The 26,903-nt window shown below is 52.3% G+C and carries 12 protein-coding genes; 2 read left to right on the top strand and 10 right to left on the bottom strand.

Features of this window, described 5'->3' with window-relative positions; genetic code table 11:
* Positions 1-158 precede the first annotated feature (158 nt).
* Together ACX93W_RS12725 and ACX93W_RS12720 are read left to right on the top strand one after the other, a co-directional pair.
* The gene (locus tag ACX93W_RS12725) at positions 159-767 is read left to right on the top strand and encodes a flavin reductase family protein (protein ID WP_459392749.1); all 609 of its coding nucleotides are present in this window, start codon (positions 159-161) and stop codon (positions 765-767) included.
* A 70-nt stretch (positions 768-837) separates the two neighbouring features.
* On the top strand, positions 838-1,596 hold the full coding sequence (locus tag ACX93W_RS12720) for an ArsR/SmtB family transcription factor (protein ID WP_459392748.1): 759 nt from the start codon (positions 838-840) through the stop codon (positions 1,594-1,596).
* Between the two features lie 79 nt (positions 1,597-1,675).
* On the opposite strand, the gene ACX93W_RS12715 is transcribed toward ACX93W_RS12720, so the two are convergent.
* From ACX93W_RS12715 to ACX93W_RS12670, 10 genes are all read right to left on the bottom strand, one after another.
* Complete coding sequence (locus ACX93W_RS12715) at positions 1,676-15,505, bottom strand: S-layer homology domain-containing protein (protein ID WP_459392747.1); 13,830 nt, start codon at positions 15,503-15,505, stop codon at positions 1,676-1,678.
* 199 nt (positions 15,506-15,704) lie between these two features.
* Entirely contained in the window at positions 15,705-16,844 is a 1,140-nt protein-coding gene (locus ACX93W_RS12710) for a response regulator (RefSeq protein ID WP_459392746.1), read from the bottom strand.
* Positions 16,819-18,651 (bottom strand): sensor histidine kinase, encoded by a 1,833-nt coding sequence (locus ACX93W_RS12705; RefSeq protein ID WP_459392745.1) that lies wholly within the window; start codon positions 18,649-18,651, stop codon positions 16,819-16,821. Before ACX93W_RS12705 ends, ACX93W_RS12710 begins: the two co-directional genes overlap by 26 nt.
* Positions 18,652-18,915: 264 nt before the next feature.
* Positions 18,916-20,202: an adenylosuccinate synthase gene (locus ACX93W_RS12700; protein WP_459392744.1), complete on the bottom strand. Its 1,287-nt coding sequence runs from the start codon at positions 20,200-20,202 to the stop codon at positions 18,916-18,918.
* Between the two features lie 176 nt (positions 20,203-20,378).
* Complete coding sequence (dnaB, locus tag ACX93W_RS12695) at positions 20,379-21,740, bottom strand: replicative DNA helicase (RefSeq protein WP_459392743.1); 1,362 nt, start codon at positions 21,738-21,740, stop codon at positions 20,379-20,381.
* A 25-nt stretch (positions 21,741-21,765) separates the two neighbouring features.
* Positions 21,766-22,209: a 50S ribosomal protein L9 gene (gene rplI / locus ACX93W_RS12690; protein ID WP_459392742.1), complete on the bottom strand. Its 444-nt coding sequence runs from the start codon at positions 22,207-22,209 to the stop codon at positions 21,766-21,768.
* On the bottom strand, positions 22,206-24,167 hold the full coding sequence (locus ACX93W_RS12685; RefSeq protein ID WP_459392741.1) for a DHH family phosphoesterase: 1,962 nt from the start codon (positions 24,165-24,167) through the stop codon (positions 22,206-22,208). Before ACX93W_RS12685 ends, rplI begins: the two co-directional genes overlap by 4 nt.
* 18 nt (positions 24,168-24,185) lie before the next feature.
* Positions 24,186-25,097 carry a DUF2232 domain-containing protein gene (locus ACX93W_RS12680; RefSeq protein ID WP_459392740.1) on the bottom strand — a complete coding sequence of 304 codons (912 nt, stop codon included), beginning with the start codon at positions 25,095-25,097 and terminating at the stop codon, positions 24,186-24,188.
* 159 nt (positions 25,098-25,256) lie between these two features.
* Positions 25,257-25,667 carry a CBS domain-containing protein gene (locus ACX93W_RS12675; protein ID WP_459392739.1) on the bottom strand — a complete coding sequence of 137 codons (411 nt, stop codon included), beginning with the start codon at positions 25,665-25,667 and terminating at the stop codon, positions 25,257-25,259.
* A gap of 21 nt (positions 25,668-25,688) precedes the next feature.
* Positions 25,689-26,726, bottom strand: coding sequence for an LCP family protein (locus tag ACX93W_RS12670; protein WP_459392738.1), 1,038 nt, complete (start codon positions 26,724-26,726; stop codon positions 25,689-25,691).
* Between the last annotated feature and the right edge of the window lie 177 nt (positions 26,727-26,903).

Genomic DNA, 26,903 nt, shown 5'->3' with positions numbered 1-26,903 from the left:
CGCATCTTTGATAGGCCTTGACCACCGTTTCCCCAGTAAATCGCTCTATCGGATGAATCTCTGCACAGCTCGCGCGTTTCGCTTCCGATGATCTTCTTCACGTTTCGACGGCAGTCGAAGCATTTGGGGGCTACAATGATTCCCGAGGTGATATACTAATGGAATCCAGCTTTGCAGAATCAAGCCGTGTGATTAGTCCATCCATTCTATATTTTGGAACGCCCGTCGTTCTGCTTTCTACGATCAATGAGGATGGATCGACGAATTTGACCCCCATGTCATCGGCATGGGCGCTTGGCCGCACAATCGTGCTGGGACTTGGCGCAAACAGCCATGGCCTGGCAAATCTGATGAGACACGGCGAATGCGTTTTGAACCTTCCCGACAGCTCCTTATGGGACAAAATAGAGCAGCTTGCGCCGTTAACGGGAGCAAATCCGGTTCCTCCCGGCAAACAAGCACGCTACGTCAAAGACAAGTTTGCTTTTGCCTCGTTGACGGAGCTGCCTTCCCGGCTCGTACGGCTTTCCCGCGTCGGGGAATGCCCGCTGCAGATCGAAGCCGTTGTCCGGAAAATTCAGAAGGCGGAAGCCAATGATTCGTACTCCATTATTGAAGTCGAGGCGGTTCAGGTCCATGCCCATGAAAGCATTGTGGCTGGTGAAAACCATATAGCCCCTTCCAGCTGGAATCCGTTGATTTATAATTTCCGTCACTATTTTGGATTAGGCGAAGAATTGGGCAAATCGTTCAAGAGCGAAACGTGAAAATAACGTTTTACGTTCAAAAGGTCTGGTGTTCAGACCATACATCCTCTTAAAAAGGAGACTCCGCGCCGTGACCAAACCATTCTTTTCAATCAGCTCTGGCCTAGCAAGCGGACAACCCGACTTTATTGCCCTGGCGGAGCTGCTGGGCGAGCCGTCGCGAGCAGCTATTTTGCTTGAGCTGCTAAGCGGCCGTGCCTTGCCCGCTGGCGAATTGGCGCGGATATCCGGCATAAAACCGCAAACGGCCAGCTCGCACTTGGCAAAGCTGACCGATGGAGGATTGCTTGCCGTGGAACAATCCGGCAGGCACCGTTATTACCGGCTTGCAAGCCGGGAGGTTGCTCAGTTAATCGAAGCTATGAATCTGCTTGCGCCTCCTCGAAAAATCAATTCGCTGAAGCAATCGCAAGAGGCCTTTCGCCTGCAACATGCGCGAACCTGCTATGACCATCTTGCGGGAAAATTAGGCGTAGCACTAACGGATCGGCTGCTTGAGCTCGGTTATCTGGAAGCAACCCCGGAGAGACAGTTCGAGGTTACGGAAACCGGATATCGGCAGTTGGCTGCATTTGGGTTGGACATGGATTCACTGCTGCGCGGAAAACGCCGCCTGATCCGTCCCTGTCTGGACTGGAGCGAACGACGCCATCATATGGCGGGAGCCCTCGGGAGTGCTATGACCGAACGGCTGTGTGAGCTTGGCTGGATCAGTCGCTACCCTCAAGGCCGAGCTGTTCAATTAACCAAAAACGGTGCCGACGGCTTGCTCCGCGAGTTTGGTTTTGCTCCCGCCATCCTTGCTACTCAGCATTCATCTATGCGATGAAATGTTAAAATAATGAACAAAAAGGGCGGCCGGATTGGCCGCCTTCTTTGATTAATCCCTCATTATTCTTTTGCACACCTCAAGCAAATTTCACAACGTCATTAACCATTCTGTACACAAAATTAAATATTTTATAAGCCGTTTCCAGTTCAGTTACCACATTGCCGATAGATTTTCCAACCATAGTCTTGAGAATGCTTACTCCAATTTCCGCTCGATAGACATCCCATAGCGCTCCCAGCACATCGGGAATACTGTATCCCGAATAGCCAAGCATGATGCCCGCTTTTAGATAGCCAAACCTTTCGATCTGCTGAATTAATAGGGCAGATTCTCTGACGCTGAAGTCCCCTGCGCGCAGCGTTGTCACGGTTGTGACTATAGCGATCGTATTATCGTCAAATACTTTGCGCTCGATTGCGGATAAGGAATCTCTAAACGCCTTTTGCTTGTCTGTCGATATCGCGCGGATTATCGTATAAACCTCTTTCAGACTAACGTCGTCTCTAAGTCTGCCTTCATTGATACGTCGAATTTGTTTAGCCAGCTCTGCAAGCGACATAACCTCTTCATCCAGCATGGTTTGCGCGATCTCCTGCTTAGACCAATGCTCCAGATCAATGAGATCCTCCAGTACCCAGTACCGATGGCTTCTTCCTGCCATCATCGCTGGAATCAACACCAACAGGTCGGTAAAGCCGCCATTGTACAGAGCTGATGCAATTTGAAATGAGCTTCTTCCGTAGCGATTCAGAACATTCGCCATCTCATCCGCTGATACGCCGTATTTCTTCAGAATAGCAACGCCGTCATTACCCCCGTATTTCATGTAGTCATAAAGGTCATAACCATTCTTAATCATCCAATACATCTGGTTATCGCGTGTACGACTGCTCGTGAATGTGATGGCCTGCAGCGCACTATAGCCATATTCCTTCATAAGTCCAACAACGCTGTCGTCCTGGATTTCAAGACCCTTCAACACATTCATAATCTCGACGCCGTCATGGCCCATCTTTTTCATTGCCTTCGCAATAGTAACAGGCTCCTCATTCGGCAGCGCAAGCGCAATCGTTCTGTAAATGCGGAAAGCATAAGAGGCACTATTCACATAACCGGCATAACGAAGTCCGTCAACAATATCCTCCGGACGCTCGTATCCCAGCGCCACGAACATTTCAGCATGCTCCGCCACGGTTGCTTCCGTGCCGCGACCTGCCGTATATACCGCAAACACGGTCCGGATAATGCTCTCAAGGTCGTATCCCAGCGACTGCAACAGCTTGGCGAGATACACAATGTTGACGGAATCGAGCCGGCCCTGGCGCTCCATCTCGGTCGCGATATCCCGGGCGCCTGCGCCGCTTCTTTTCATAGCGGCATAATACTGGAACAAGGTTTCATTCCCGTAAAATGCAACTACAGCTTCCGTAAACTGATCCTTCGGAATGCCGCTATTACCCAATGCCTGCAGCATCTGCGCAGCATCAAGACCGTAGAACCAGTGCAATGCGCTCACAATATCGCTCATTGTGAACTGCTTGTACATAAACTGTGCCAGCCCGATAGGCGTATTGGAAACATTAAGCGGGTTCATGACCTGGGACAAATATTTCAGATTTCCGCTTGTTGATAAATACACCGATGTTGTTGCTAAACCAATTTCCGAAATTGTGTAGTAGGGCTTCAGCAGCTCTGTTGCTTCGGCGGCCGTCACTCCATATTGCACCTTCAAGTAGGAAACGATATCCTTCAGCGGGCTTTTCGCCTGACGCATAAAAGCGATGGCGCCATCCGCCGTACGAATGCCATGAAGCTCAATGGCTGCTTGCAGCAGCGCCGTCTCCGTACTCAACTCTGCCCCGTACATTTTTGCAAGAAGCTCTCTTACCACAACCTCAGCATAAACGTTCTTGCTCAGCAAATACGTTTCCAGTTCCGTTTCCTTCAGTCCAAGCTGCTCCTTTGCCGCCCGGACGATTTCCTCGAGCCTAATGCCGCCGAGCCGCAGATTGTCGATGATGACAGCCGGATCGCTGAACCCATTACTTTGCATAGCCGCCACAATTCCATCCGCAGACTGACCATAAACAAGACTGATGCTTTGTACAATAAGCTCAATATTGTATAACTGCGATCGGATCAATTCGTTGGCTGCTTCTCTCGATGCCAGATGGTATTGGGATTGCGCTCTTCCTGCAATATCCGGAAGAGCAATGCCGGCATTCCTTAATTCAAGAATGGCATCCGCAAAAACAGCGCCCGTTACAATCTCTTCCGGCTCTGCCGACCCTGCGCTTTGGCCGTATACATTGCTTACCGTCCACTGCAGAAGCTCCAGACTGGATTCTCCCAAAATAGCAGCGAGCGAATGCGCGGCGTCTCCCGCAGCAAGTCCGTATTGCTCCTTCGCCGTTGTCACCATATCCTTCATGCTATAACCCATCCGTTGCAGGAACAATACGGCATCCTCCAAATTGGAGACCCCTCCGCTCGCGAGCACATCAGCTACTGATTCGCTCAACGGCTTGCCATACACTTCGGCTACCTGGGGCAGAATGGCAGACAAAGCATAATAACCGGATTGCTGAATGCCATAAATGGCCGGGCCATGCTTCAGGGAATAATAATCCTTGGCTGCCCTGACGATTGTATTGAGCCCGACATTTTGTTGGTGCAGATAAGCAATTCCTTTTTCAAAGGTGTCATGTCCAAGCGCATCCAGCGAATCAATCATCGTCTGATCCAATGTTTGTCCGTACACATAGGCTACATCGGTTTGTATCGCTAATGCCTGGTAATAATTATCGTTGATCAGTTCGCTTGTCGTTTGGGCTCCGGTCAAACCGTAATAATCGCGGCCGACGCGAACAATATCCTGCAGATCATAACGATTGGTTCGCAAGTAAGGAGCAGCGTCCTTCAGCGTCAGCAGCCCTTTGCTGGCTAGCGATTCCGTAATCGTCTGCTTATCTGATGTTGAATAGATCGTTGGAATAGCCGGCGAAATTTCGCTCACGTTGAATCTTCCCGATTCCGTTAAAGCATGGAATGCCGCCCCTGAGGAAATGCCATAATACTCCTTAGCCATTCGGATGATCTCCAGCAGGTTCAGACCCGCTCTATAGCCGATTTCGATCCCGGCGGCAAAGCTTGGCGTCCCGTCCGCAAGCTGCCGCTCATAAACGGTCTTTAGAATCGACTGATTATACACGGCGGAAAGAGCAGTCAGCAGAGCGCTGCTATCTCCCATGCCCATAGCCGCCATCCGTTTTACCGCTTCTCCTGCAGTCAAACCGAATACATGCTTCACCGCTCCAATGGACTCTGCATGCGAGAATCCTCTACGGCTCAGATAAGGAATCGCCTCTTCAAAGGTTGTGATCCCATTTTCCTCCAAAATATTGCCAACCGTATTGCCAAAGCTTTCTCCAAAAGCCGCATTAACTCCGTCCAGAACCTGAGCGATGGAATTCGGATATTCGGCAGCCAGCAATGCCGACGCCTTGCCTGAAGCAAGACCATAATGCTCCTTCAACGCTCGGGCAATTGTCGCAATGCTGAATGCTGCGCTTCTCATAAATGGAATGCCTGCTTCTGGCGTTTCTTTGCCTGATGCTGTGAGCAGCCTCGATACGGATATTTGCTCTTCCGCATACATTTGTTGCAGCAGCCGTACCGTTTCCTTCATATTGCCAGCGCTGCTGTAAGCCAGCAAACCCTCCATCACCTCGTCGACTCCGTAACCGGCGCGCACCAGCGCCGGACCAACCACGCTGGCCTCCCGATAATTGGCATAACGAGACGTAATGGTATAGATGACTGTAAAGACAGATGCGTTTTGGCTCTTCAACGTCTTAATCCAGAGATCAACCGGATTTCCGCCATAAGCAAATACCAACGCCAAGCTGATATCATCGGCAAAATAATGCGGTGACAGCAAGGCCGTCGCCTCCGCCTCCGTCTTGCCGAGTTCGGTTCGAAGCGCTAACGCGATATCCTTAAGCGCGTAAGGCTCCAGACGTTGTACTATCCCTTCGTCTGCTATCGAAATCTGTTTCAGATAATCAACCACTTCGCTAGCTGCAATTCCGTTGCGGCTAAAGGATCTAATCCAGCCGCTCCAGCCTTTTGCGTCGAAAATCGCTGCAATATCCGTGAACGGATACCCCGCGCTCTTTAAACCGGCGGTTAAATAAGACAAGGAATCACCGGACAAACCGCTCACCTGGTAGTAGCCCACAAGGCCGTCTACCAGCTCGGTCAGCGTGAACAGGCGCGTCTGGCTCATCGCCCGCGTAATATCTTCAATGGTTGCCCGCGGGTACAAATATTTTGAATCATTGACAATCGTACTGACATTGCATGTACAGCCTCGAGCCGAAAATACGTCGCTTCGTTCCAGCTCTACCCATTCCGTCAGCGTGATGCCCAGTCTTGAGACTAATGCCTTGCCGATCTCCATTTTGTCCCACATGATGGAATCCGACATCGCTTTTGCATACTCAGCAGCCGCCGAAGCACTTCCGCTGTTGGTATGGGCAAAGGTAGCTACCAGCGCTTTAAGGACTTCGTCGGCCGTAAATCTGTCGTAGCTTTGGCGGAAAACGTCTACCCCGTCCTTGGATGTAAACGTTGCGCCCGAAATCTCAACAGCTTGCCGAATCAGGTTTAGAGCCTCATCTGCCTTGATGCCCGCCTTCTTCAGCATAGTCAAGGTATCGCCGCGTCTTCCCCCATAGACATTGTCCAGGTAATACTTTACGGTTTCTGCGCGGTCGTAGCCCGCTCCTACAAGAATGGACATCATATCCTGCTTCTCCGTCCCAGTCGCCGAAGGACTCAAAGCCGCAATTGCGGAAGCGATCGTCGCCCCGTACAGCTCGCGCAGCAAAGCGGTACGATCGTGAATAGCCATTCCGTTTGAAGCCAGGCCGCTCATGGCCATGGTCAGCGCTTCCGGAGTATTGCCCCACGCATCCGCTACATAGGCGGCGGCAACTCCGCTATCCACGCCGTTTGATAACATGGCGGATATAACGATAGCTGGAGCATCTCCGTCATTCTTGACAGCGTCGGCCACTTGGTCCGGCGGAATACCGGCAGTCAGCATCGCCTTTGCGGCAGATTGAGCGTCAAACATGCTTTTGACAATACCGTATACGTAAGTCGGCTGAACCCAGGCGTTGTACAAGGCCGCCGCCGCCTCCCCGGCATCGCCGAAAGCATGGGCTGCGCTCATTGCTTGCCCTGCCGCTTTAGCTTCAAAACCCGCTTCAATAAGTACCTGCGCCGCATCCGTCGCCGTAACGGAGTGATCCTCTAGCATAAAGGCCAGAACATCTCCTGCGGAAAATCCGGCCGATGCCATTGCTGATGCAATCTCCACATTGGATAGACTAAATGTGGAACGAACAGCGGCTGCCAGCTCATTCCTGCCAAAACCCGCGCTTTTCAAAATCGCCGTTGCGCTGAAATGAGTTTCATTAAATGTTCGGAACAGGATGTCGGCAGTCATCTGGGCCGATACGCCAGCTTGTTTGAACAACAGGGCGGCGTCCCTTCCCTGAATGCTTTTGGAGCGCAATTTAGGCGCGATCTCGTCAGCTCCGTATCCTGCAGCGATGATGGTGCCCGTCAACGCCTTGTATGAGCCATGAGCTCCAATACTGTCCAATATATCGAATAGCGTGGAAACATCGGTGTCTGCCTGATACAACAAGACAATAATATCTGCGTTAGATAGCTCATATTCACGCCGCACCGCACTGGCGTAGTTCCAAGGCGCAAACCCGGCGTCGCGAAGCAGCTTCAGTGTCTCAAGCGCCGTTTTGCCGTAAACGCTCTTCAGCAAAGCTGCCGGCTCATTAGCATAATTTCCATTCGGGAAGCTTCTCACGAAACCTTCAACTGTCGTTACATTGGCAACCTCGAACTCGCTAAAGGGAGCAAGATAGGTCTGATTGATTGCCATTACCCGGTTAATGCCAGTAAAAGCAACCTGAGCGGATGAAGTCGATGTAATAACGGCTCCCGTATTGCTCCACGTTAACTCTACCTTTGTATTATCCGAAGGAACCAGAAACGCTCGTACACCGCTTTGCCATTGATTATTGATTTTAATCGAAAACGGCGCATTGGACGGAACGGATTTTAACGCCATATCAAACCCAAGCGTTATTTTTCTTCCACCGGCGTCCGTTGCAGCAGTGAGCAGCGCCGGCGGCAGGCTGATATGCTCGACGACAAAGTCTTCGCCTAGAGCATAACCGTCCTTTGCCAAGGAAACCCGTAATGTTGAATTATACGGAAAGTGAACGCCAACAAAATACGTAAGTCCTCCATCGTTCGTAACGAGCGAATCCGGACTAAAACCAAAATTGGAGCTTCCGGTGTACAACGTAATAGCTACGCCAGGAACAGGTGCTGAAAATACCAGGTTAAATCCGCTTGGTCCTACATGATCAGCAACCGCGGATAACTTGATCGGAACGTACATATCGGAGCCTCGCTGCCACTGGAAGTGAACTGCTTTTTGCTCCAGTACGACGTGGTACGTTTCTCCCTCTTCAAGCTTGGCTTCAACGTCATACAGTCCTGCTTCAGCTCCAGGCTTGATTCTTGCAACGGCTACCGGCAGATTATCGGAACCGTATACGGTAATGGCCTCCGCCATCAGACTACCGGGAACTGCGCCAACAAATCGCAATGTAAAGCCGTCACTTGTCGGAGACTCCAGCCTTGGATTAAGATTCAGCGTTACGAAGACCTCTGTTGGTTCCGCTGAAGCCCTGACTTCTTGCTCCGCCAGCTCAACCGTATAAACGACGCCTGGCGTCAGCGTCACTCCAATCCTATAGTTCATATCATCGTTCTGATCACTAAGCCCGCGAACGCTCTGAGGCACAACGTTTTCTCCCTGAGCATTCGTAATCCGTATCGAACCGACCGTCAACCCTGGTACGGAATCGCTGAATACCAGGTTAAAGCCTGCGCTTGTTGCATCCGTTGCGATCATTGTTACCGGGGGTTCCGGCTCAGGCAACGGAGGAAGCGGCACCACGAATGTAAGTCCATCGCCAAAATCATATCCGGAGCGGGTAATGTTTAAACTGTAATTCCCGCCTTCGGCGAGCTCGACGTTTATCGCATACGTCTCTCCGCCATCCTCCGATCGGGCTTCGCCGACAGGCAACGCAGTGCCCTTCCCATCCAGCAGAAGGAAGTTGGTTGCGTTCAAAAGATCTACCGGAGCATCCAGCACTACGGTAAATCCATCCTTGCCGGGAGCTTCAATCGACTTATTTACTTCAAAAGGCACATAAGCGTTAAGCGGACTTCCAAAGCTGTACCCTGCGGCTGACGGAGCCAGATTGTAGCTCCGCCCTTCCTCAAGCGAAGCCTCCAGCCAATAGGTCAGCCCTCCGTCGGTTGTTGCAGCTGTTACTATTGGAATAACGATGCCTTGACCATCTTTCAGTACGAAGCTATCCTTACTTAACCCATCTACGCCTGGCGTTAAAGCGACCCTTATTCCTGTCGATTTCACGCCGTCTAGCTTAATCGCAATTTGCTCGGGCAAAGTGACGTTCAGCACAGGCTTGAACACATAACCGCTGCGTTGCAGCTCGATGTCATACGTTGCTCCGCCCCGGAAGCCTGCCTGAATCCGGTAACTCGCTCCTCCATCGGTTGTTGTAGCGGCGAGCACTGTCACCTGGTTGCCGCCCGCCTCCTTAATGGTGAAGTGTTCGGCGCTTAAGTCAGGAACAGCGGGACTCAGTCCGATTACAATCTCCGATGATCCGGCGCCAAGCAGCGCAGCTCTGGCAAATACCGGAACATCTACCGCAATTGCTGCCCCAAAGTCGTAGCCGTCTTTCACCGGCAATATCGTATATCTTTCGCCTCCCAGAAAATCGGCTTCAAGGAGGTACGTGAATCCGCCGTCCGCCGTTTCTGCCAGAATGACCGACATCAGACGCCCATCCGAAGCACGACGAAGCTTGAAGTCGCCTGTTCTCATCTCTGGAACAGCATGGTCAAGCTGCAGCAGGAACGCACCCCCGCTGTTATTAACCAGTCCTCCGAATTCCATCCCGACCGATTGAATGGCAAAGGATTTCGGGCGGCCAAAGTCGAAGCCCGCTTTGGCAATCCGCACTTCATAAACGGTGTCAGGAGATAACGTGGCGCTTATCTCGTAGCTATATCCGCCATCCCATGACACAAAACCTGTAATCGGAACGGAAACGCCATTGGAATCATAAAGCGTCACTTCCGAGTAGGTAAGGGACGTTTTGTCGCTTAAATTTAGCGTCAGACTGCTTAGAGACAGCCGGTCCAGTGCTGTTGCGCGCGAAACAAGCGATATTTTCTCATTTATACGCACCAGGTAACCACTCTTATTAATGGCTAAAGAATAGGTATGACCGCTGGACAACGGAGCTTTCACATTGTAGGTGACTCCTCCATCCAACGTTTCGACTGCCTGTACAGGGATCACTCTCTCTGTTTCATCCTTAATGATGATATCTGCTGGCTGCAGACCCGGCAGAGGCGGGAACATCCACAGCTTAAAGCCATCTTGATTCTGACTTGTCATGACGGCGTCGGACTTAATGATGAGCCCGATAGCAAGCGGGGAGCCAAAATCAAGGCCTGGGTAAGCAATCGCCAGATAATAAGTCTCCGCTGTTTTGAAATCTCCCAGCAAGCTGTAGAACGTGTCGTTCACCTGCTGCAATGTTGCTGCCACAGCTCTGCCGCTGCTATCCGTCAGCTTCACATGATCCATGGTCAATGGAAGCGAAGCGGGCGTTATGCCAAAAATAAGTTGATCTTGAGCTGTACTGTACAACCACAACGAGCCTGTATCCGGGATGCGAACAGTGACAGGTGCAGCGAATCTCAGCTCATCGCGATTCAATTCAACTGTAAATTCCTCTGCGCTCGGGAGCGGCGGCATTGTGACTTGATACGACAAGCCTTGATCCTTGGTCGAAATATCCAGTATAAAAGCGTCTGTCGGCAACCTTTGGCCATCGGCGCCGCGGACAATAAGCTCGCTCAGCTTCAAATCTTTAATCCGTTCGCTAAACGTTAAATGAAAGCCGCTCCGCTTTAATTCAGATAGAGAGGCCGTAATCGTCTTGACTACCGCGAACGAAATCGGCACGTATTGCTGATAGTGCTGTCCCGGCTTAACGCTCAGCGTATAGAAATGGCCTGGCGTCAATGCGGCGGACAGCCTGTAGCTCGCCCCTCCGTCCGTTGTCGTCGCGGAGGTAATTCTCACATCCGCTCCGAGGGCATCACTTAGAGTGAAATTCCCTCTAAGCAGTCCCGGCAGCAGCGAGTCGAAAGTAACATCTACACCTGTAGAAGTAATCCCCGTTACGGCATAACCCGCAGGCAGCGCAAAGGTCACAGGAGACATGGCGTACCCGTCAACATCCAATTCCGCAGTATAAGCGGTCCCTTGAGTAAGCTCGAATACGCCGCTAAATTTGAATTGATAAAGCGCTCCGGCTCCGCTCATGTCTATGGCATTAGGATAAAACCGGTTACCCGCCGAATCCTTGAAAATAATGCCGACACCCGTTTCCATCTGCGGCATTGGCGGATCAAACGCGATGGAAACAAATCCGCTTCGCGTGGTCTCCACAACCGTCCCGGTGACGGCCAGCGGCACCCGGAAACTAAGCGATCCCCCAAATTCCGCATAGTCCTTATGAAGGGAAAGACTATAGTCCGCGCCGCTGCTCAATCTTGCGTTGACCCGATACGTCAATCCATTATCCGACGATGTCAGAGTCAATCCGGTGACGGCACGACCTTGCCCGTCCCGAAGCTCCACATTCCCTGGGAGCAGTCCCGGCACCGCATTGGCAAACCGAAGCTCGAAGCCTCCCAGCGTGATGCGATCGAGGGCAACCGGTCCGGCTTGGATCGTTGCTTCCGCTTGGAAAGCAACGCCTTCCTCCGGCAGATGGCCTCGCAGCTTCAGATTATAGCTGCCGCCTGCCAGACTGGCCGTCAGCTGATAAGTTCGGCCACCGTCCGTTGTCGTGGCGGATCCAATAGCAATTTCTTCACCCGTATCGGCACGTGTCAGCAGAAACTGATACGGCTCCAAATCCTTAATCGGAAAATCAAGGGTAGCTCGTACTCCGGTATTACTTACCGAATCGACCGATAAGGTCGCCACCACAGGAACATAGAAATAAAAGGATGTTTCGCTCAGCGAAGCATTGACGTGCAGCCAATAATCGCCCGGCACAAGTTTCCCTCTAAACTGATAGCTGGCTCCGCCATCCGAAGTGGATATGGAAATGCCTGTTACACGGCTTCCATCGCTCTTTCTTACTTCAAATCCGGTTGAAACCGGAATGAGCAACGGCGGATTCAGCACAAAGTCGAAGCCATCATACGAAACATTGTTCACTCGGTATTGAGGCTCCAGCGTGATCATTTTGGGAGCGCCAAAGTCATACCCTTCCTTAACGACGCTAACCGCGCTGGTTTTGCCTCTTTCTCCCTTGTAGGAAACTATATAAATTCCTTGCCTGGAATCCCAATCGACGTTTGTAATTTCGACGTTTTCGCCGTCATCGCTTATCACTCTGAAGTTGTCGGCGGTTAATCCTGGCACGGCAGGATTAAGTCCGGCCATAAAGCTATTCGGTCCAACGCCTCCATACCATGGATTAAGCGTCGTGCGAATCAGGTAGACCGGCTCGCCAAAGTCATACCCGCTGCTGGAAATATCCAACTTCAACCGCTGGTATTGCATAGCCGACGATTCAAGAAAGTAGCTCGCGCCTCCGTCCGTCGTTGTTGCCGAATCAATGGCTATGACTTGATCCGCCGTATCGCTCAGATGGAAGTCCTCAATCTCTAAACCCAGTATCGGCACTTCAAAATGGACGATGACTCCCGCATTTGAGAGATCAAAGGTCGTGTATTTAGATACCGGAATAGCCTCAGGCACAGTTACTGTTCCTTCAATATAACGGTCGTTATCCAGGTCTACCGTATAACGATAAACACCTGCCGCAGGCAGGTCCGCCTGAACTAGAATGGAACGTCCTCCGTCTTCTGTTGTTACCGACCTCACTGTGACGGGAAGTCCTGCTTCATTCAGCAGCTCATAGGATAGAAACGGTGAATAAGCGGTATCGTTAGGCAATTTCAGCTTAAAGCCGGAGCGCGTAACCCATGCCGTCTCGGATTGCAAAAGAGTCGGCTCAACGATCCATTCCACTGCGCCCTCCGCAAAAACATAACCTTCCTTATCGAGCTCAAGCGAATACGTCTCGCCTCTGGACAGCGTTGACCAGACCTCATATTCAAGACCATCCCTAACGGGACTTAACATGTCGATGCCCACTTCTGAGGTTCCGCTGGTCAATACGAAGTTCAACGCATCCAGATCCGGCACCGGCTTGTCCAGAGTGAGGATAAAACCGGATGTCGAGATACGGGAGATCGCGGGCTGAATGCCGATATCCCCTGCCGGAATGCTAATCGTGGATGCGGCGCCAAAGCTGTACCCCGGTTTGCTGATCCCGACCGTGTAGCTCTCGCCACTGCCCAAAGCTGCCGTAATACTGTAGGAGCTTCCCCCATCCGATGTAGCGGCATTAGCCGCTGAAACACCGGCCCCGCTTTGGGTAGAAGTGATGGTAAAATCCGAGGCAGTAAGATCCGGCACGGGCGGATTTAACGATAGGGCAAATCCCGTCGGCAGAACCGTTGTAATCGCGACATCCACCGTGATGATTCCGGGATCGGTTACGGGCACAAAGATCGTAACCGCCTCGCCGAAATCGTACCCGGACTTGTTAATAAAGAGGCCGTACGTCTCTCCCTCTTGAAGCGCCGTCGGGAATAAATAGGATACGCCGCCATCCTCGGAGATTGGTTGGCCTGCCGAAATCGACGTGTTGTCGATTTTGCGAAACAGCGCAAAATTCTCCGAAGTTAACCCATCCACCGGATCATTAAGCCTCAAGGAAAAACCGGAAGCGCTAATGCCGTACACCGATGCGGTAACCGTTACGGGAGGCTGAGGCGTAACCGAAACGGTAAAGGAAATATTGCCGCCAAAATAATATCCTGCCTTAGCTATAGACAGGCTGTAGGTAAACCCTTCGCCAAGATTTGCCGGGATACGATATGCCGCCCCGCCATCCATCGTTGCCGGCGATCCCACGTTGACTGTGCGTCCTTCACTGTCCAGCAAAGTGATGTCCGTAGCGGTTAACCCCGGGACCGAAACGCTAAAGGTTAGTCTAAAACCCTTTGCGCCCGATTGGCTCACGGCCGCTTCTACCGCGACGACCGGCGACGACGTAGGTGTCGGGTCGGACGAAGAGGTTGGACCTGGCGTAGCCGTTGGTCCCTGCGTTGGAGCCGGTGTTGCTGTTGGCGCAGGCGTTACAACCGGACCTGGCGGGAATCCGCCGCCTCCTCCAGGAGAAACGCCGCCCCCCGCTCCGCCGGCATTGCTGCCGCCGCCGTTTTCCGTTACTTCTTTGGCAGCAGGTTCCGTCTCGAATGTAACCCCCGGGGCATCCACGATCGCCATTCCGATTGTTCCTTCGCCCTTTACTTCGGTTGTACCTCTCAGGGTCATTTGGTCGACGTTTACCCCTTTTTGGAGTTGAATCGCAGCGCCGGCCGCCGATTCATCTACCGTCAAGCTGTCAATGGAGCCGGAGGCGACCGTCAGCGCGACGTCGCCCTTAACTTCGACTTGGCTGAAAACGCCGGACAACACAACTTCGCCAGAGAAATTGATTTTCACCTCTGCGATAGCGGCATCCGAGCCGGGGGCCGTTTCAATAACGGAATCCGACTGCACATCTATTTCCTGAATAACCGTTGTGCCGCCAGCAACAACCCGAACCTTGCCATCCACCCGCTCGATGACTACGGTTCCCAGGTTGGAGTTATCAATATGAACGCTGTTTTCGCCGCCGCCCCGGACAAAGGTTTTCCCTCGCACCTGAATATTGCGCAGAAAAACGTCTCCTTCTCCAACAGACGGCAGAATCGTTAAATTGCCGTTAACGACGATATTCTGAAGCGTTGTCCCCGAAGCGCTGATTTCAAGATCTCCCCCAACCTGATGTTGGCCTGAGGCAGGTCCATAAATTCCAGCTTCCGTCACTGTGTAGGCATGCGGCACAATGCCGCCCCCCGCTGTCTCCGAGGCATTTTTTCTAACCCGATCCAATAGCGCTACTGCCTCGGCCCTGGTCAGCGCCTTCGTTGGCCGAACAGTATTGTCCGGGAAACCTTGCAGCAATCCGGAAGCAATTGCCGATTCCAAGGCCACTCGTCCAAAGTCCGGAACGGCGGACCAATCCTGGAATGCGACGCTCTGATTACCCGCTTCGCCGGCGATAGCAGGCACCAGCTTGGTCAGCATCGTAACCGCCTCTACCCGCTGAAGCGATTTGCCGGGCCGGAAGCTGTTGTCCGGATAGCCGTTAATATAACCGGCGCTTACAGCCGCCGCCACATCGGACGCAAACCAGTCCGTGGACGATACATCGATAAACGACTTGATGGCGCTGCCGCCCTGAAGGGCGAACAAGCGATTTACGAGCGCAACGAATTGAACGCGCGTAATGATCTCATCCGGACGCAATGTCCCGTCCGCAAAACCTTGGATCAAGCCTTTGCTCGCCCACTCCGACAGCATGGACTCCGACCAATGGCCGTTTATGTCGCTTCCGACATTTGAATCCTTTACGCCGCTTGCATCACTTGCGACATCCAGGCTCTGAACGCCATCCTCCGTGAACACCGAGGCGGCTCCTGCACCTGCAATAGGCCCCGCCGGGGCAATAAGCCCCATGGCAAAGCTTGCGAGCAGCATCCATTTTAATACATGCATGGTTATATTCCTTTGGTTCCTTTGTCTCACCCTGGTGCGCTCCTTCCGTCATCATGGTTTGGGCAATCTGACTCTCGACAAATTGCAAGATACTATCATTGTAGAAGCAGGCAATAAAAGAATTATAAAAAAATGTCGAAGGAACGCGAAAAAACCGCGCAGCATCAAGCTTGCACGGTTTTTTTCACCTTGTCAGGACCTATTGTTTTCGAGTCGCCAGCTTGCCCCCGAGCTCCTCGTATCGCCGTTTCAGTTCATCGCTTGGCTGAATGCCGAGCTCCCGGTCCATCAGCCGGGCATAGTCGTTATACAACGCCGTCAGGCCTTTGCGGTCTCCGGTTTCGCCGCAGATTTCCATCAGGAGGGTCATCGCCGTTTCATCGAGCGGATTCCGCTCCTTGAGCTTTTGAAGCAGCTTGGACGCAACAGCCGTTTCTTTAGTTGCGATAAGAACTTCAATGATTTTGACAACAAAAGCGGTATATTGTCTGGCATAATGCTCGTTCTCATACAGCGCCCATACATAAGCCTTGTCTCCGAACAGATCACCGGTATAGAGCCGCTCAATGATAAGCGCCTGTTCCACGTTCCCGCTCCCGATTGGACCAAGCTCCTCGACTTGGCGGGCGAATTCCAGGTAATCGATAACGGCCCCTTGCAGCTCCAGCGCGTAGCCGTCGTTTTCCGACCTAATCAGATCACGCACGCCAAGCGGCTCCAGCGATTTGCGGAGCTGATAGACTGTCGTGTTCAAATAGTTCTCCGCATTATCCTGACGCATGCCCGCGAATATTTCGCTTATCAGCCGCGATCTCGGAATTCGCTTGCCCTGATGAAGGAGCAAATAGGCGAATAGCTCCGCGCATTTGCGGGATATCCATTTGACGCGGCCCGCACCGGTGCTGACCGACATATCGCCAAGCGCGGTTATGGACAGCTTCACCGCCGAAGACCGGCTCTCCGTACGCTGCGGCGACGAAAATGACGCAAGCGCGCGGTCCACGGCACGCTGCAGACGCTCCTGGAATACCGGCTTGACCAGGTAATCCAGCACAGACAATTCGTATGCCTCCAGCGCAAACTCCTTATGGGAGGTAACAAATACGACCTGCATGGAGCCAAATCTCTCGGCGGCGGAAGCCGCAAATTCCAGACCACCGCCGCCCGGCATGGAGATGTCGACTAACGCCAGGCCGATATCCCGGTTCTCATCCAAAAAAGCAGTGGCAGACGCGGTATTGTTAAAAACTCCCGCAACCTCGATACCGGGAAATTTGCCAAGCATTGTCCTCATGATGAGATGCATCGCCGGCTCATCGTCGATCAGAATTATTTTCATGCCCAGAGCCTCCTAGACCTTTATGGATATCCCACTGCATCTCGCTGGCGGCAATGGGCAGAGTGAACCAGAACGTCGCGCCATCGCCCTCCTTGCTTTGAAACCAGAGACGTCCGCCGTTGATTCGCACAAACTCCCGTGCCAGAACAAGGCCAAAGCGGGTGTCCCCAACATCGTCGCCAGCGTCCCCTTTACGGAAAAAAGGCTCCTCGCGAAGCAGCATTTCCGCCGTCTGCTCATCAATTCCCATGCCATTGTCTCGTACGAACAGGAGCACTTCGCCCTCCTTGTTTTCCGCACCTATTTGGACCTTCCCGTCCATACCCGTGTATTTGATTGCATTGGACAACAAATTTCGGAGAATAAGGTCAAGCATCTCTTTATCGGCTAACACGGCAAGTTCTTCGTCGAGGGTCTCCGACAATTCAATTCGCTTCATCTTAGCTTTGGCTCCGGCAACCGACATGGCCTGAAGCACAACCTGGCGCACATTCCATACGGATGGGCGAAAAGCGACTCTCCCTTGCTGGCTGCGGTACCAGTCCAGCAGATTGTCAACCAGGCGGTAGGTGCTGTGCATCTGGCCTTCGATTTCCCGGAACAGCTCGGCCCTCTCCATGCCCGCCGCCGCCAACTCCTCGCCCAGCAGCTCGGTCAAGCTGACAAGCATAACGATGGGATCGCGAATATCGTGAGCCACCACCGTAAACAGCTTGTCCTTGAAGGCGTTTAGCTCCGTCAGCTGACGGGCATTTTCCACCAGCCGCGCTTCGTTTTCTTTTAACTCCGTAATGTCGTTGATCATGAGAATTCTGCCGATTGTGCTGGAATCCCCATCGTTAATGGGAGTCAGACTGCAGCTGTAATGTCTGTTGCGCCCTTCGTGAACCCGCCGAAACGGAAACCGGCTGTCATCGCCTGCAACGGAGCTTAAATGGGACAGCAATTCAGGCGTTTGCGCTAAAACCTCGGCTGCCGGCGCTGGATACAGCTTCCTTAACTTCAGCTCGGGCAGCGCGACGGCAGCCGCTCCGTTATACCCGATAATTTGATCCTCGTAATCCAGCAATACCACGCCGTCGCGAATGGTTCGGAACACTTTTTCCATAGCCAAAGGTCCAAGGCGGAGCAGGTTGAATCGCCAAATTCCCCACAAATAGACACCTCCCGACACCGCAAAGCCGAAAGGCGTCAGATCAACCGTAAAACCAAACCAAAAAAATACATTGCACAGCAAAGGCGCGGCCGCCCCAATGATAAGCACCCCGATTTGCTTGCGTACAATGGAATAGGAATACAAATACATCCGGATAAACAGAGCGATACCAAACAGAAGTACTGCATAATTGTAGAGCGCATGTACAAGATACCACGGCCCTTTGACAGTGGTATATAGAGGAATCCCGCCGTTTGCGGCGTTAAGCTCGTATTGCTTGTAGACAAGGTGATGCCAGTCATTGGTTAGATGGAGTACAAAAACGGTGACGGGAATAAGAAACAGCCCTATGGCCAATTGTTTGCGGATAGCGGGCGCTGTGCCCGTAAATTGGATAGCCTGAAACAGCCACAACGTGGAAACAAACGGAATGCCGATATATTCGAGATGCATGGAAAGCTTGAATTGCAGCAAATCGGAGCTTATGACCTCCAACGCATAACCGGCCGCATAAAAAGCCGCTGCCAGCATCGTTAATGTCATTGTTTTTGCAACAGGAAGATGCCGCTTGCGATACGACAACACGGCTATAAAAACCATCAATCCCGCAGCCAAAATCAGCAGAAAGGACAAGCTTTGTTTGAACTCCACTTCCATCGTTCCCCCATCTGTCCCGGCCGTAAGGTGCCATTTTCGCTCTACGGAGCGATGCAAATGACCGCATCACTCATTCTTAAGGTGGATTATAGCATTCTCATCAAGGAGTGTCCCTTCTTTTTTTGGCTCAAAAAGAAATCAGTGCTTGCCATTAAGCAGAGATGGGATGCTGCTTATAGTCAAGAACCGATGCTTGTTTTGATCCTGTTTTACACAAAAAAAGCGCTGCGGATAGTCCGCAACGCCTTGAGTTCATTCTTATGCATAAATCGGAACAACGGGATTTGTTTGCTCGCGGTTGCGTCCAACGGAGAAAATGGCAATTGGAATGCCTGTCAACTCGGAAACGCGGTTTAAGTAGTTCAGCGTGTTTTGAGGGAGGTCTTCCAGCTTTTTGGCGCCGGAAATGTCCTCGCTCCAGCCCGGATGCTCCTCATATACCGCCTCGCACTCCGACAGCATTTTGAGGCTTGCCGGGTAGTGAGTAATGATTTCTCCGCGGTATTTGTAGCCCGTGCAGATTTTGACCGTTTCCAGTCCCGTCAACACGTCCAGCGAGTTGAGCGACAGACCGGTAATGCCGCTTACGCGGCGAGCATGGCGGACAACAACCGTGTCGAACCAGCCAACGCGGCGTGGACGGCCAGTTACTGTGCCGTATTCATGGCCTTTGTCGCGAATGATTTGTCCGATCTCGTTGTCCTGCTCCGTTGGGAACGGACCGTCGCCGACGCGCGTTGTATACGCTTTGGCAACGCCGATAACCTGCTGGATTTTGGATGGGCCAACCCCGGAGCCGATGCAGACGCCGCCTGCGGACGGATTGGAGGATGTAACGAACGGATAAGTGCCTTGGTCAATATCCAGCATGACGCCTTGCGCGCCTTCGAACAATACTTTTTGACCTTCGTCGATAGCATCGTTAAGCACGACAGAAGTATCGGTTACATAAGGACGAAGCACCTCGGCAAAGCCCAGGTAGTCTTTGATGATTTGCTCGGTGTCGAGCGGCTCTCCGCCGTATACCTGCACGATAACATTGTTTTTCTCCACCATGATCTGGCGCACGCGCTGCTGGAATTCCTCCGCATCCATCAGATCGCTGATGCGAATGCCGTTGCGGGCTGCTTTATCCATATAGCAAGGGCCAATCCCTTTGCGGGTTGTGCCGATTTTGTTATCGCCTTTGCGGTCCTCTTCCAAAGCGTCCAGCACCAAATGATAAGGCATGATGACATGGGCGCGGTCGCTGATTTTCAAGTTGTCCGTCGAAAAGCCATTGTCATGAATATATTGAATTTCGCCGATCAGAGCTTCCGGATTGATGACCATTCCGTTGCCGATTACGCAAGTTTTATTATGATTAAAAATGCCTGAAGGAATCATCGTCAGTTTGTACTTTTTGTTGTCGATGAGGATGGTGTGTCCGGCGTTGTTTCCCCCTTGGTAACGGGCTACAACGTCAGCTCCTTCTGCAAGAAAGTCCGTAATCTTGCCTTTCCCTTCGTCTCCCCACTGTGTACCGACAACAACAACCGTAGACATATACATACCCCCGTCCGATGCTTTCAAACATCGAAAATTACCGTCTAAACGGCGTGTACGGCATTCTTTAGCGCGACACACGACAGAAGACAGCAATATTAGTGTAGCAGTCTCGCCATCAGAAGTCAAACGAAAAACGAACAATTGCCAAAGACCCATGACAATTGTTCGGATATTTACGAGGCCTGCGACGGATCATGATGCGTTCTGTCGAGACTGACGAACTTATTGTAGTTTTTCAGGAATACAAGCTCAACCGTGCCGACCGGCCCGTTCCGCTGTTTGGCGATAATGATCTCGATAATATTCTTTTTCTCCGATTCCTTGTCGTAATAATCATCCCGATACAGAAATGATACGATATCGGCATCCTGCTCGATGGAACCGGATTCCCGGAGGTCGGACATCATAGGACGTTTGTCCTGCCGCTGCTCAACGCCCCGGCTAAGCTGCGACAACGCGATAACCGGCACTTCCAGCTCTCTCGCGATTTGCTTCAGCGTACGGGAAATCTCCGATACTTCCTGCTGACGGTTCTCGCCGGCCTTGCCGCGCCCTTGAATCAGCTGAAGGTAATCGATCAGAATCATGCCCAAGCCGCGTTCTTTCTTCAGGCGGCGGCATTTGGCGCGAATATCCGCCACGGTAATGCCGGGCGTATCGTCAATATAGATCTGCGCTTCCGACAAAGCGCCAATCGCCATCGTCAGCTTTTCCCAGTCGTCGCCCTCCAGCGTTCCCGTCCGCATGCGGGTTGCGTCCACGTTCGCTTCGGCACAAATCATCCGCTGTACGAGCTGCGCCGCCGACATCTCCAGACTGAAGATGGCTACCGTTTCTCGCGCTCGCACGCCGACGTTCTGCGCAATGTTCAGCGCAAACGCGGTTTTACCCACGGAAGGACGCGCCGCCACGATAATCAAGTCGCTTCGCTGGAAGCCGGCCGTCATTTTGTCCAGATCGACAAAGCCGGATGGAATGCCCGTTGTTCCGCCTTTATTGGAATACAGAAACTCGACTTTTTCAAATACTTCCATCAGCACGTCGCGGATGGAAATAAAGCCGCTGCTGGAGCGGCGGTTGGAAATCTCAAGTATTTTTTTCTCGGCATCGCTGAGCAACGCGCTGACATCCTCGGAATTGGCATACCCGTCCGAAACGATGTTGGTGGCGGTGCGGATCAGGCGGCGCAGCATGGACTTTTCTTCCACGATTTGCGCGTAATAGTCCACATTCGCCGCCGTCGGCACTGCATTCGCCAGCTTGGCCAAATAACCGACTCCGCCGATTTCCTCCAGCAAGCCGCCATCCTGCAGATGCGCGGTCAGCGTGACCAGATCGACGGGCTGGTTATCCTCGCCCAGCTCAATCATCGCCTCATAGATGCGCTGATGAGCCGTTGTATAGAAATCCTCGCTGCGAACCCGCTCCATCGCCGTAATCAAAGCTTCCGGCTGAAGCAGAATCGCGCCGATGACGGCTTGCTCGGCTTCCAGATTTTGCGGGGGAATCCGGCCCGACATTACTTCCGTATCCATTCCGGAACCCACTCCTTTTTACCTCTTATTCTTCGGCCGTTTGTACGTTTAGCTTGGCCTTCACATCTGGATGCAGCTTGACCGGCACCTGAGTGACGCCCAGGGTGCGGATCGGCTCTTCCAGCTCGATTTTGCGTTTGTCGATTTTGATGCCTTGCGCAGCCAGCGCTTCCGCGATTTGCTTGCTTGTGATGGCTCCGAACAGACGGCCGCCTTCGCCGGCTTTCGCTTTTACGACGATCTTCATTTCTTCCAGCTTTTTGCCCAGCTCTTGCGCTTCTTCCTTCTCTTTCTGTTTCCGCTTCACTTCCGAGGCCGTTTGTACCTCAAGCGTCTTCAGATTGCCGTCCGAAGCCGGCTTTGCCAGCCCTTTAGGCAGCAGGAAATTGCGCACATAACCTTCCGATACTTCCTTAACCTCGCCTTTTTTACCCTGTCCCTTTACATCCTGCAAAAAGATTACCTTCATTCAAATAACCCCTCTTCCGATTGAATTTGTGCCAAAACCTCTTTGAGCTTCGCCGCAGCTTCCTCTACCCGGCCTTCAAGCTGGGCCGCCGCATTGGTCAGATGGCCGCCGCCTCCCATTCGCTCCATGACGACCTGCACGTTCATCCCGCCAAGCGAGCGGGCGCTAATGCCGATTAGACCGTCAGGCCGTTCGCTAATAACGAAGGAAGCCAGAATATCCGTCATGTTCAGCAGCGTGTCCGCCGACTGAGCGATGAGCAACTGCTGATTTCTCCGGCCGTGCTCAGCTACCGCAATGGCGATATGGTCATAAACGACTTCCGCATGTTTAATAATTTCCGCCTTGCTGACGTATCCCTCCAGATCCTCCTGAAGCATACGCTGAATCATCATCGTATCCGCGCCGTTACGGCGCAAAAAGGAGGCTGCTTCAAACGTTCTTGCTCCCGTGCGCATGGAGAAGCTTTTCGTGTCCACGGTAATGCCCGCAAGCAGCGATGTCGCCTCGCGGATATCCAGGCTGATGCGCTCATGAATATATTGCAGCAGCTCCGTCACAAGCTCGCATGTGGAGGATGCATAAGGCTCCATATAGACGAGCGTTGCGTTGCTGATAAACTCTTCGCCGCGTCTGTGATGATCGATGACGACTATCCGGTCAGTCATACCCAAGAGCTTGGGCTCCTTGACCATAGAGGCTTTGTGCGTGTCGACGACCACCGCCAATGATTGCGAGGTCATCAGCGTCAATGCCTGTTCGGGAGTAATAAACCGCTTCGACAGCCGCTCGTCTTCCCGCAGCAGCTCCATCATTCGGTCGATGGAGGAGTTAACGCTCTCCAATACGATATACGCCTCTTTATTGAATAGCTGCGCAGCCTTTAATACCCCGATGGCAGCGCCGATAGCATCCATATCCGGCATTTTGTGGCCCATGATGATGATATTATGGCTTTCGCGCATCATATCGCGAAGCGCATGCGCCACCACCCTGGCTCTGACCCGGGTCCTCTTCTCCACGGCATTGGTTTTGCCGCCGTAGAAGGTTTGCCTTCCGCCGACCTTGACCGCCGCTTGGTCTCCACCGCGCCCAAGGGCAATATCAAGGCTCATATGAGCCCATTGCCCAACCTCCGTAATGGATTCAGCGCCTGCCGCAAACCCGATGCTGAGCGTAACGGGAATTTTCTGATCGCCCGTCATCTCCCGCACCTCATCCAGCACCACAAAACGGGAATGCTCCAGCTGGCGCAGTGTTTTCAGATCGGTAATGAGCAGAAAACGATCGGAGGTCAGACGTTTCAGATAAATATGATACTTCTGTGCCCATTCTGTAATTTCCGACGTCACCTTGGACAGAAGAGAGCTGCGCTGATGATCGTCCAGCCCTTGCGTAACTTCCTCCAGGTTGTCGATCATGACCACGCCGAGCGACAGCTTTTCATCCTCGTATTTGCGTCCCAGCTGCCATAGCTCCGTGACATTTTTGACATAGAGAATGCCTTCCTTGGGACGGAAAATCAACTGATACATATGAGCGCCTATCGTGGCCTCCACGATGCCGTCGCGTTCCTTGGCATGCTGCAAGGTTGGAAACAGCTCCGTCAGCGGCATGCCGACTGCGGATTCCTTCTCCGCAAGAGCCGCGATAAAGGGATTATGCCACTCCACGACGCGTTCCTCGTTATAAAGGATAATGCCGAACGGAAGCTCGCTGATGACATCGTTTCCGCCCTTTTTCACCCGATAGGACAACGTGCCGAGATAGGCCTTTAAATCCTTGCGGAATGCCCGCTCCGCCAGATAGCCATACAGTCCGACACCTGCGGTTAACGCCAGTCCGACGGCACCCGCGATCCAATGGAACCAGGCGAGCACTCCCGACAGGATCAGCATGACGGCTATGGCGGCTATGTTATGCATTCCGTGCCATCTTGCAATCAGAAACTTTGGCATTTCATTTTCGCTCCCGTGCTATTGTTTAGTAAACGACTTCCTGATCGGAAATGCGGTGTCGAGTACGCCGATTAGACTAAGCGGCGGTATCAGCAGCACAGGAATAGCGATGAGTATGGGAACTGCTTTGTTCCACCCGCGATGATGCGCGATAAAGAAGAAAAAGCCGATAGCCTGGATTGCAAAAGCATAACTCAGCAGCGGCACCAGATTCATCAAGGCGATAGCCATGAAGGATTCGCTGGTCGGCGACATGAATAAGTTGATCACGTAAGCGATCAAATAATAAATCACGAGCACACGCGGAAGCTTCCAGTCTTTGGCCTCCGGAAACGCCGGCGCATCCACGCCTTCGCGAACGACGAATTTCCGCGCCACATAATGAGACAACACCGAATAGGTAAAAGCCATCATGATAAACGTCAGCGGAATCCAGTTAATGACCGATTGGATAAGCAGCTCCGTCTGTTCGGAGCCCCATCCCGCCGCCGCCAGGCTTTGCGCCATTGGCCCGTCAAACATGCTGCGGATCGTCGATTTCATTTCTTCCAGAAGGGATAGATCCAGAATGATCTCGAATGCCAGCAGCTCCAGCATCAGCTGTGCGAGAATGACAAGGCCCGTCAAGCGGATCACCTTGCCCGCAGGCGTTCCTTTGCGATACAAATGCCCCATCACGATGCCGGGCACCAAAAAGAAAAAGGCAATAATCAGAATGGAAGGACCAACGACCACGGACGCCAAAATCCAGGCCGGGAGCAGATGGAGCACAAACGCTCTCTTGGACAATGTTGCATACAGGTAGGCGTAAGGCACCGTCATAAACAAAAGCGCGATTAAATTCAGTACAGGAACTGCAAGCATAATCAGCAACAAAAACGCCGCGCCGCTCCAAAGCACTGGTTTCAAGCCAGTTTTCAATCCTTTCACCTCTTACATTCTTCATACTTGTTCAGGCATTTACCACTCATTATATCACAAAAGCAATTTCCCGCACCCATCAACGGCATATGCAAAAAAGCCCGCAAGCGGCGTTTTCAGGAACAAACGCGCATTTGCGGACCGTAAGACGGTTGACGCTTTATTGCTCTAAAGCTTTTGGGACAAGCCCTTCTGGCAATAGTCGATAATTTCGCTTCTTCTTACCAAGCCGATAAAGTTGTTCCGATCGTCGACCACCGGCACAAAATTCTGTATCTTCGCCAGCGAGATCAAATCGTCCATATTGGCATCGATATTGACGGCCCGGTTGTTCAAACGAAGCGGAACCTCGACCAGCTTTACCCTGCTGGTGGACTCAAACGTAAGCTCCGGCCGGCTTTTCATAAACCAGAGCAAATCGCCTTCCGTCACCGTCCCGTAATAACCGCCTTCGCTGTTCAGGATCGGCACTGCGGAATACCGGTGATGCTCCATCCGCTCCAGCGCCTGCCTTAGCGTGGCATCCTGAGACAAATACGCCACTTCTGCTTTGGGCAGCAGGAAAAATGCGATATTCATTTCCTTCCTTCACCCCAATCTCTACCCTGCGCTGGATAGCGACTGAACCTCCTTCTTGATCCCCTCCGCCTCTTGCTCCGGCAGAATCAGGCCCGATGATGGCGTGTCGCCGTCCAGCCAATTTTTAATCATGATCCGAGCTTGCGCCAAATCCTCTTCATCTACAAAATAATACCAGGCTCCGCCGCTCTTCAGCCGTCCTCCATCCCCGCTCAGGGTGTGGCTGTACATGGTCGTGCGCTGTTTCTGCACAAGCAGCGACTGCGCCAAATCCACAAGCTGGTTCGGACGCATGTCGGTGCTGAAATTATTGCCCATAATATCCAGAAGATCCGGAATTTTCGACCATGACTTCATGGCGGTTGCTTTCTCTATCATAGCATGAAGGAACTGCTGTTGTCGCTCCGTCCGGTTAATATCGCTGTCTTCGCGGTAACGGACAAAGTTAAGCGTATCGAGTCCGTTGTAGGAAGCCTGGCCCGCTTTTACGATGAAGTAATCATGGTTGGGATCTTTGTTGATGATGTCCTTTTCAATCGGCAGGGAGATGCCTCCGAGCGCATCGACAGCATCGCGGAAGCCTTCGAAATTGATGGTGGCGTAATGGTTGACGGGCGCGTCAAACAGCTTCTCAACGGTATCCATCGACATTCCCGGTCCGCCAAAGGCGTACGCATGGTTGATTTTGTCCTCCCGGTCGCGGCCTACAATCTCTACATAGGAATCCCGCGGTACGGACATCAGCAGAATGTTGTTGTCGCTGGGACGAACAATCGCATAAATCAGCGTATCCGATCTGCCGACCTCGCCGTCTCTCTTGTCAATGCCAAGCAGCAGAACAGAAAACGGGTCCTGCTTGGTCTTGTCGACGCTCACCGGCTTGGGCTCGCGGCCTTCAACAGGCTTGTAGGTATTCTCCAGCTTTTTCTCCACGGAATCCTGAACGAACCAGTCAAATCCAGCCATCGCGATCGCCTCGCGATTCATATACGCAGCTGCCAACAACACGATCAGAGCCGCTCCTATCGTATAAAAAATCTTCTTTTTTCGTGTTTTCATCCAATCGCTCCACTCCATTGCAATTCAATGCAGATTATTTCACTATTATTCTAGACGAAGCTTCTAGCCAACTGGTTACAAACCGATTACAAAAAATTGCTGGCAAATGTGGAATTATGTCGGCAAAAAAAGAAGGTCTACGGCTCTATCCTATCGAATAGAATCATAGCAACGATA

Source organism: Paenibacillus sp. CAU 1782, from assembly GCF_054551715.1.
Note: the sequence above shows the minus strand (reverse complement) of the source record. Positions and strands in the feature narration are given on the sequence as shown.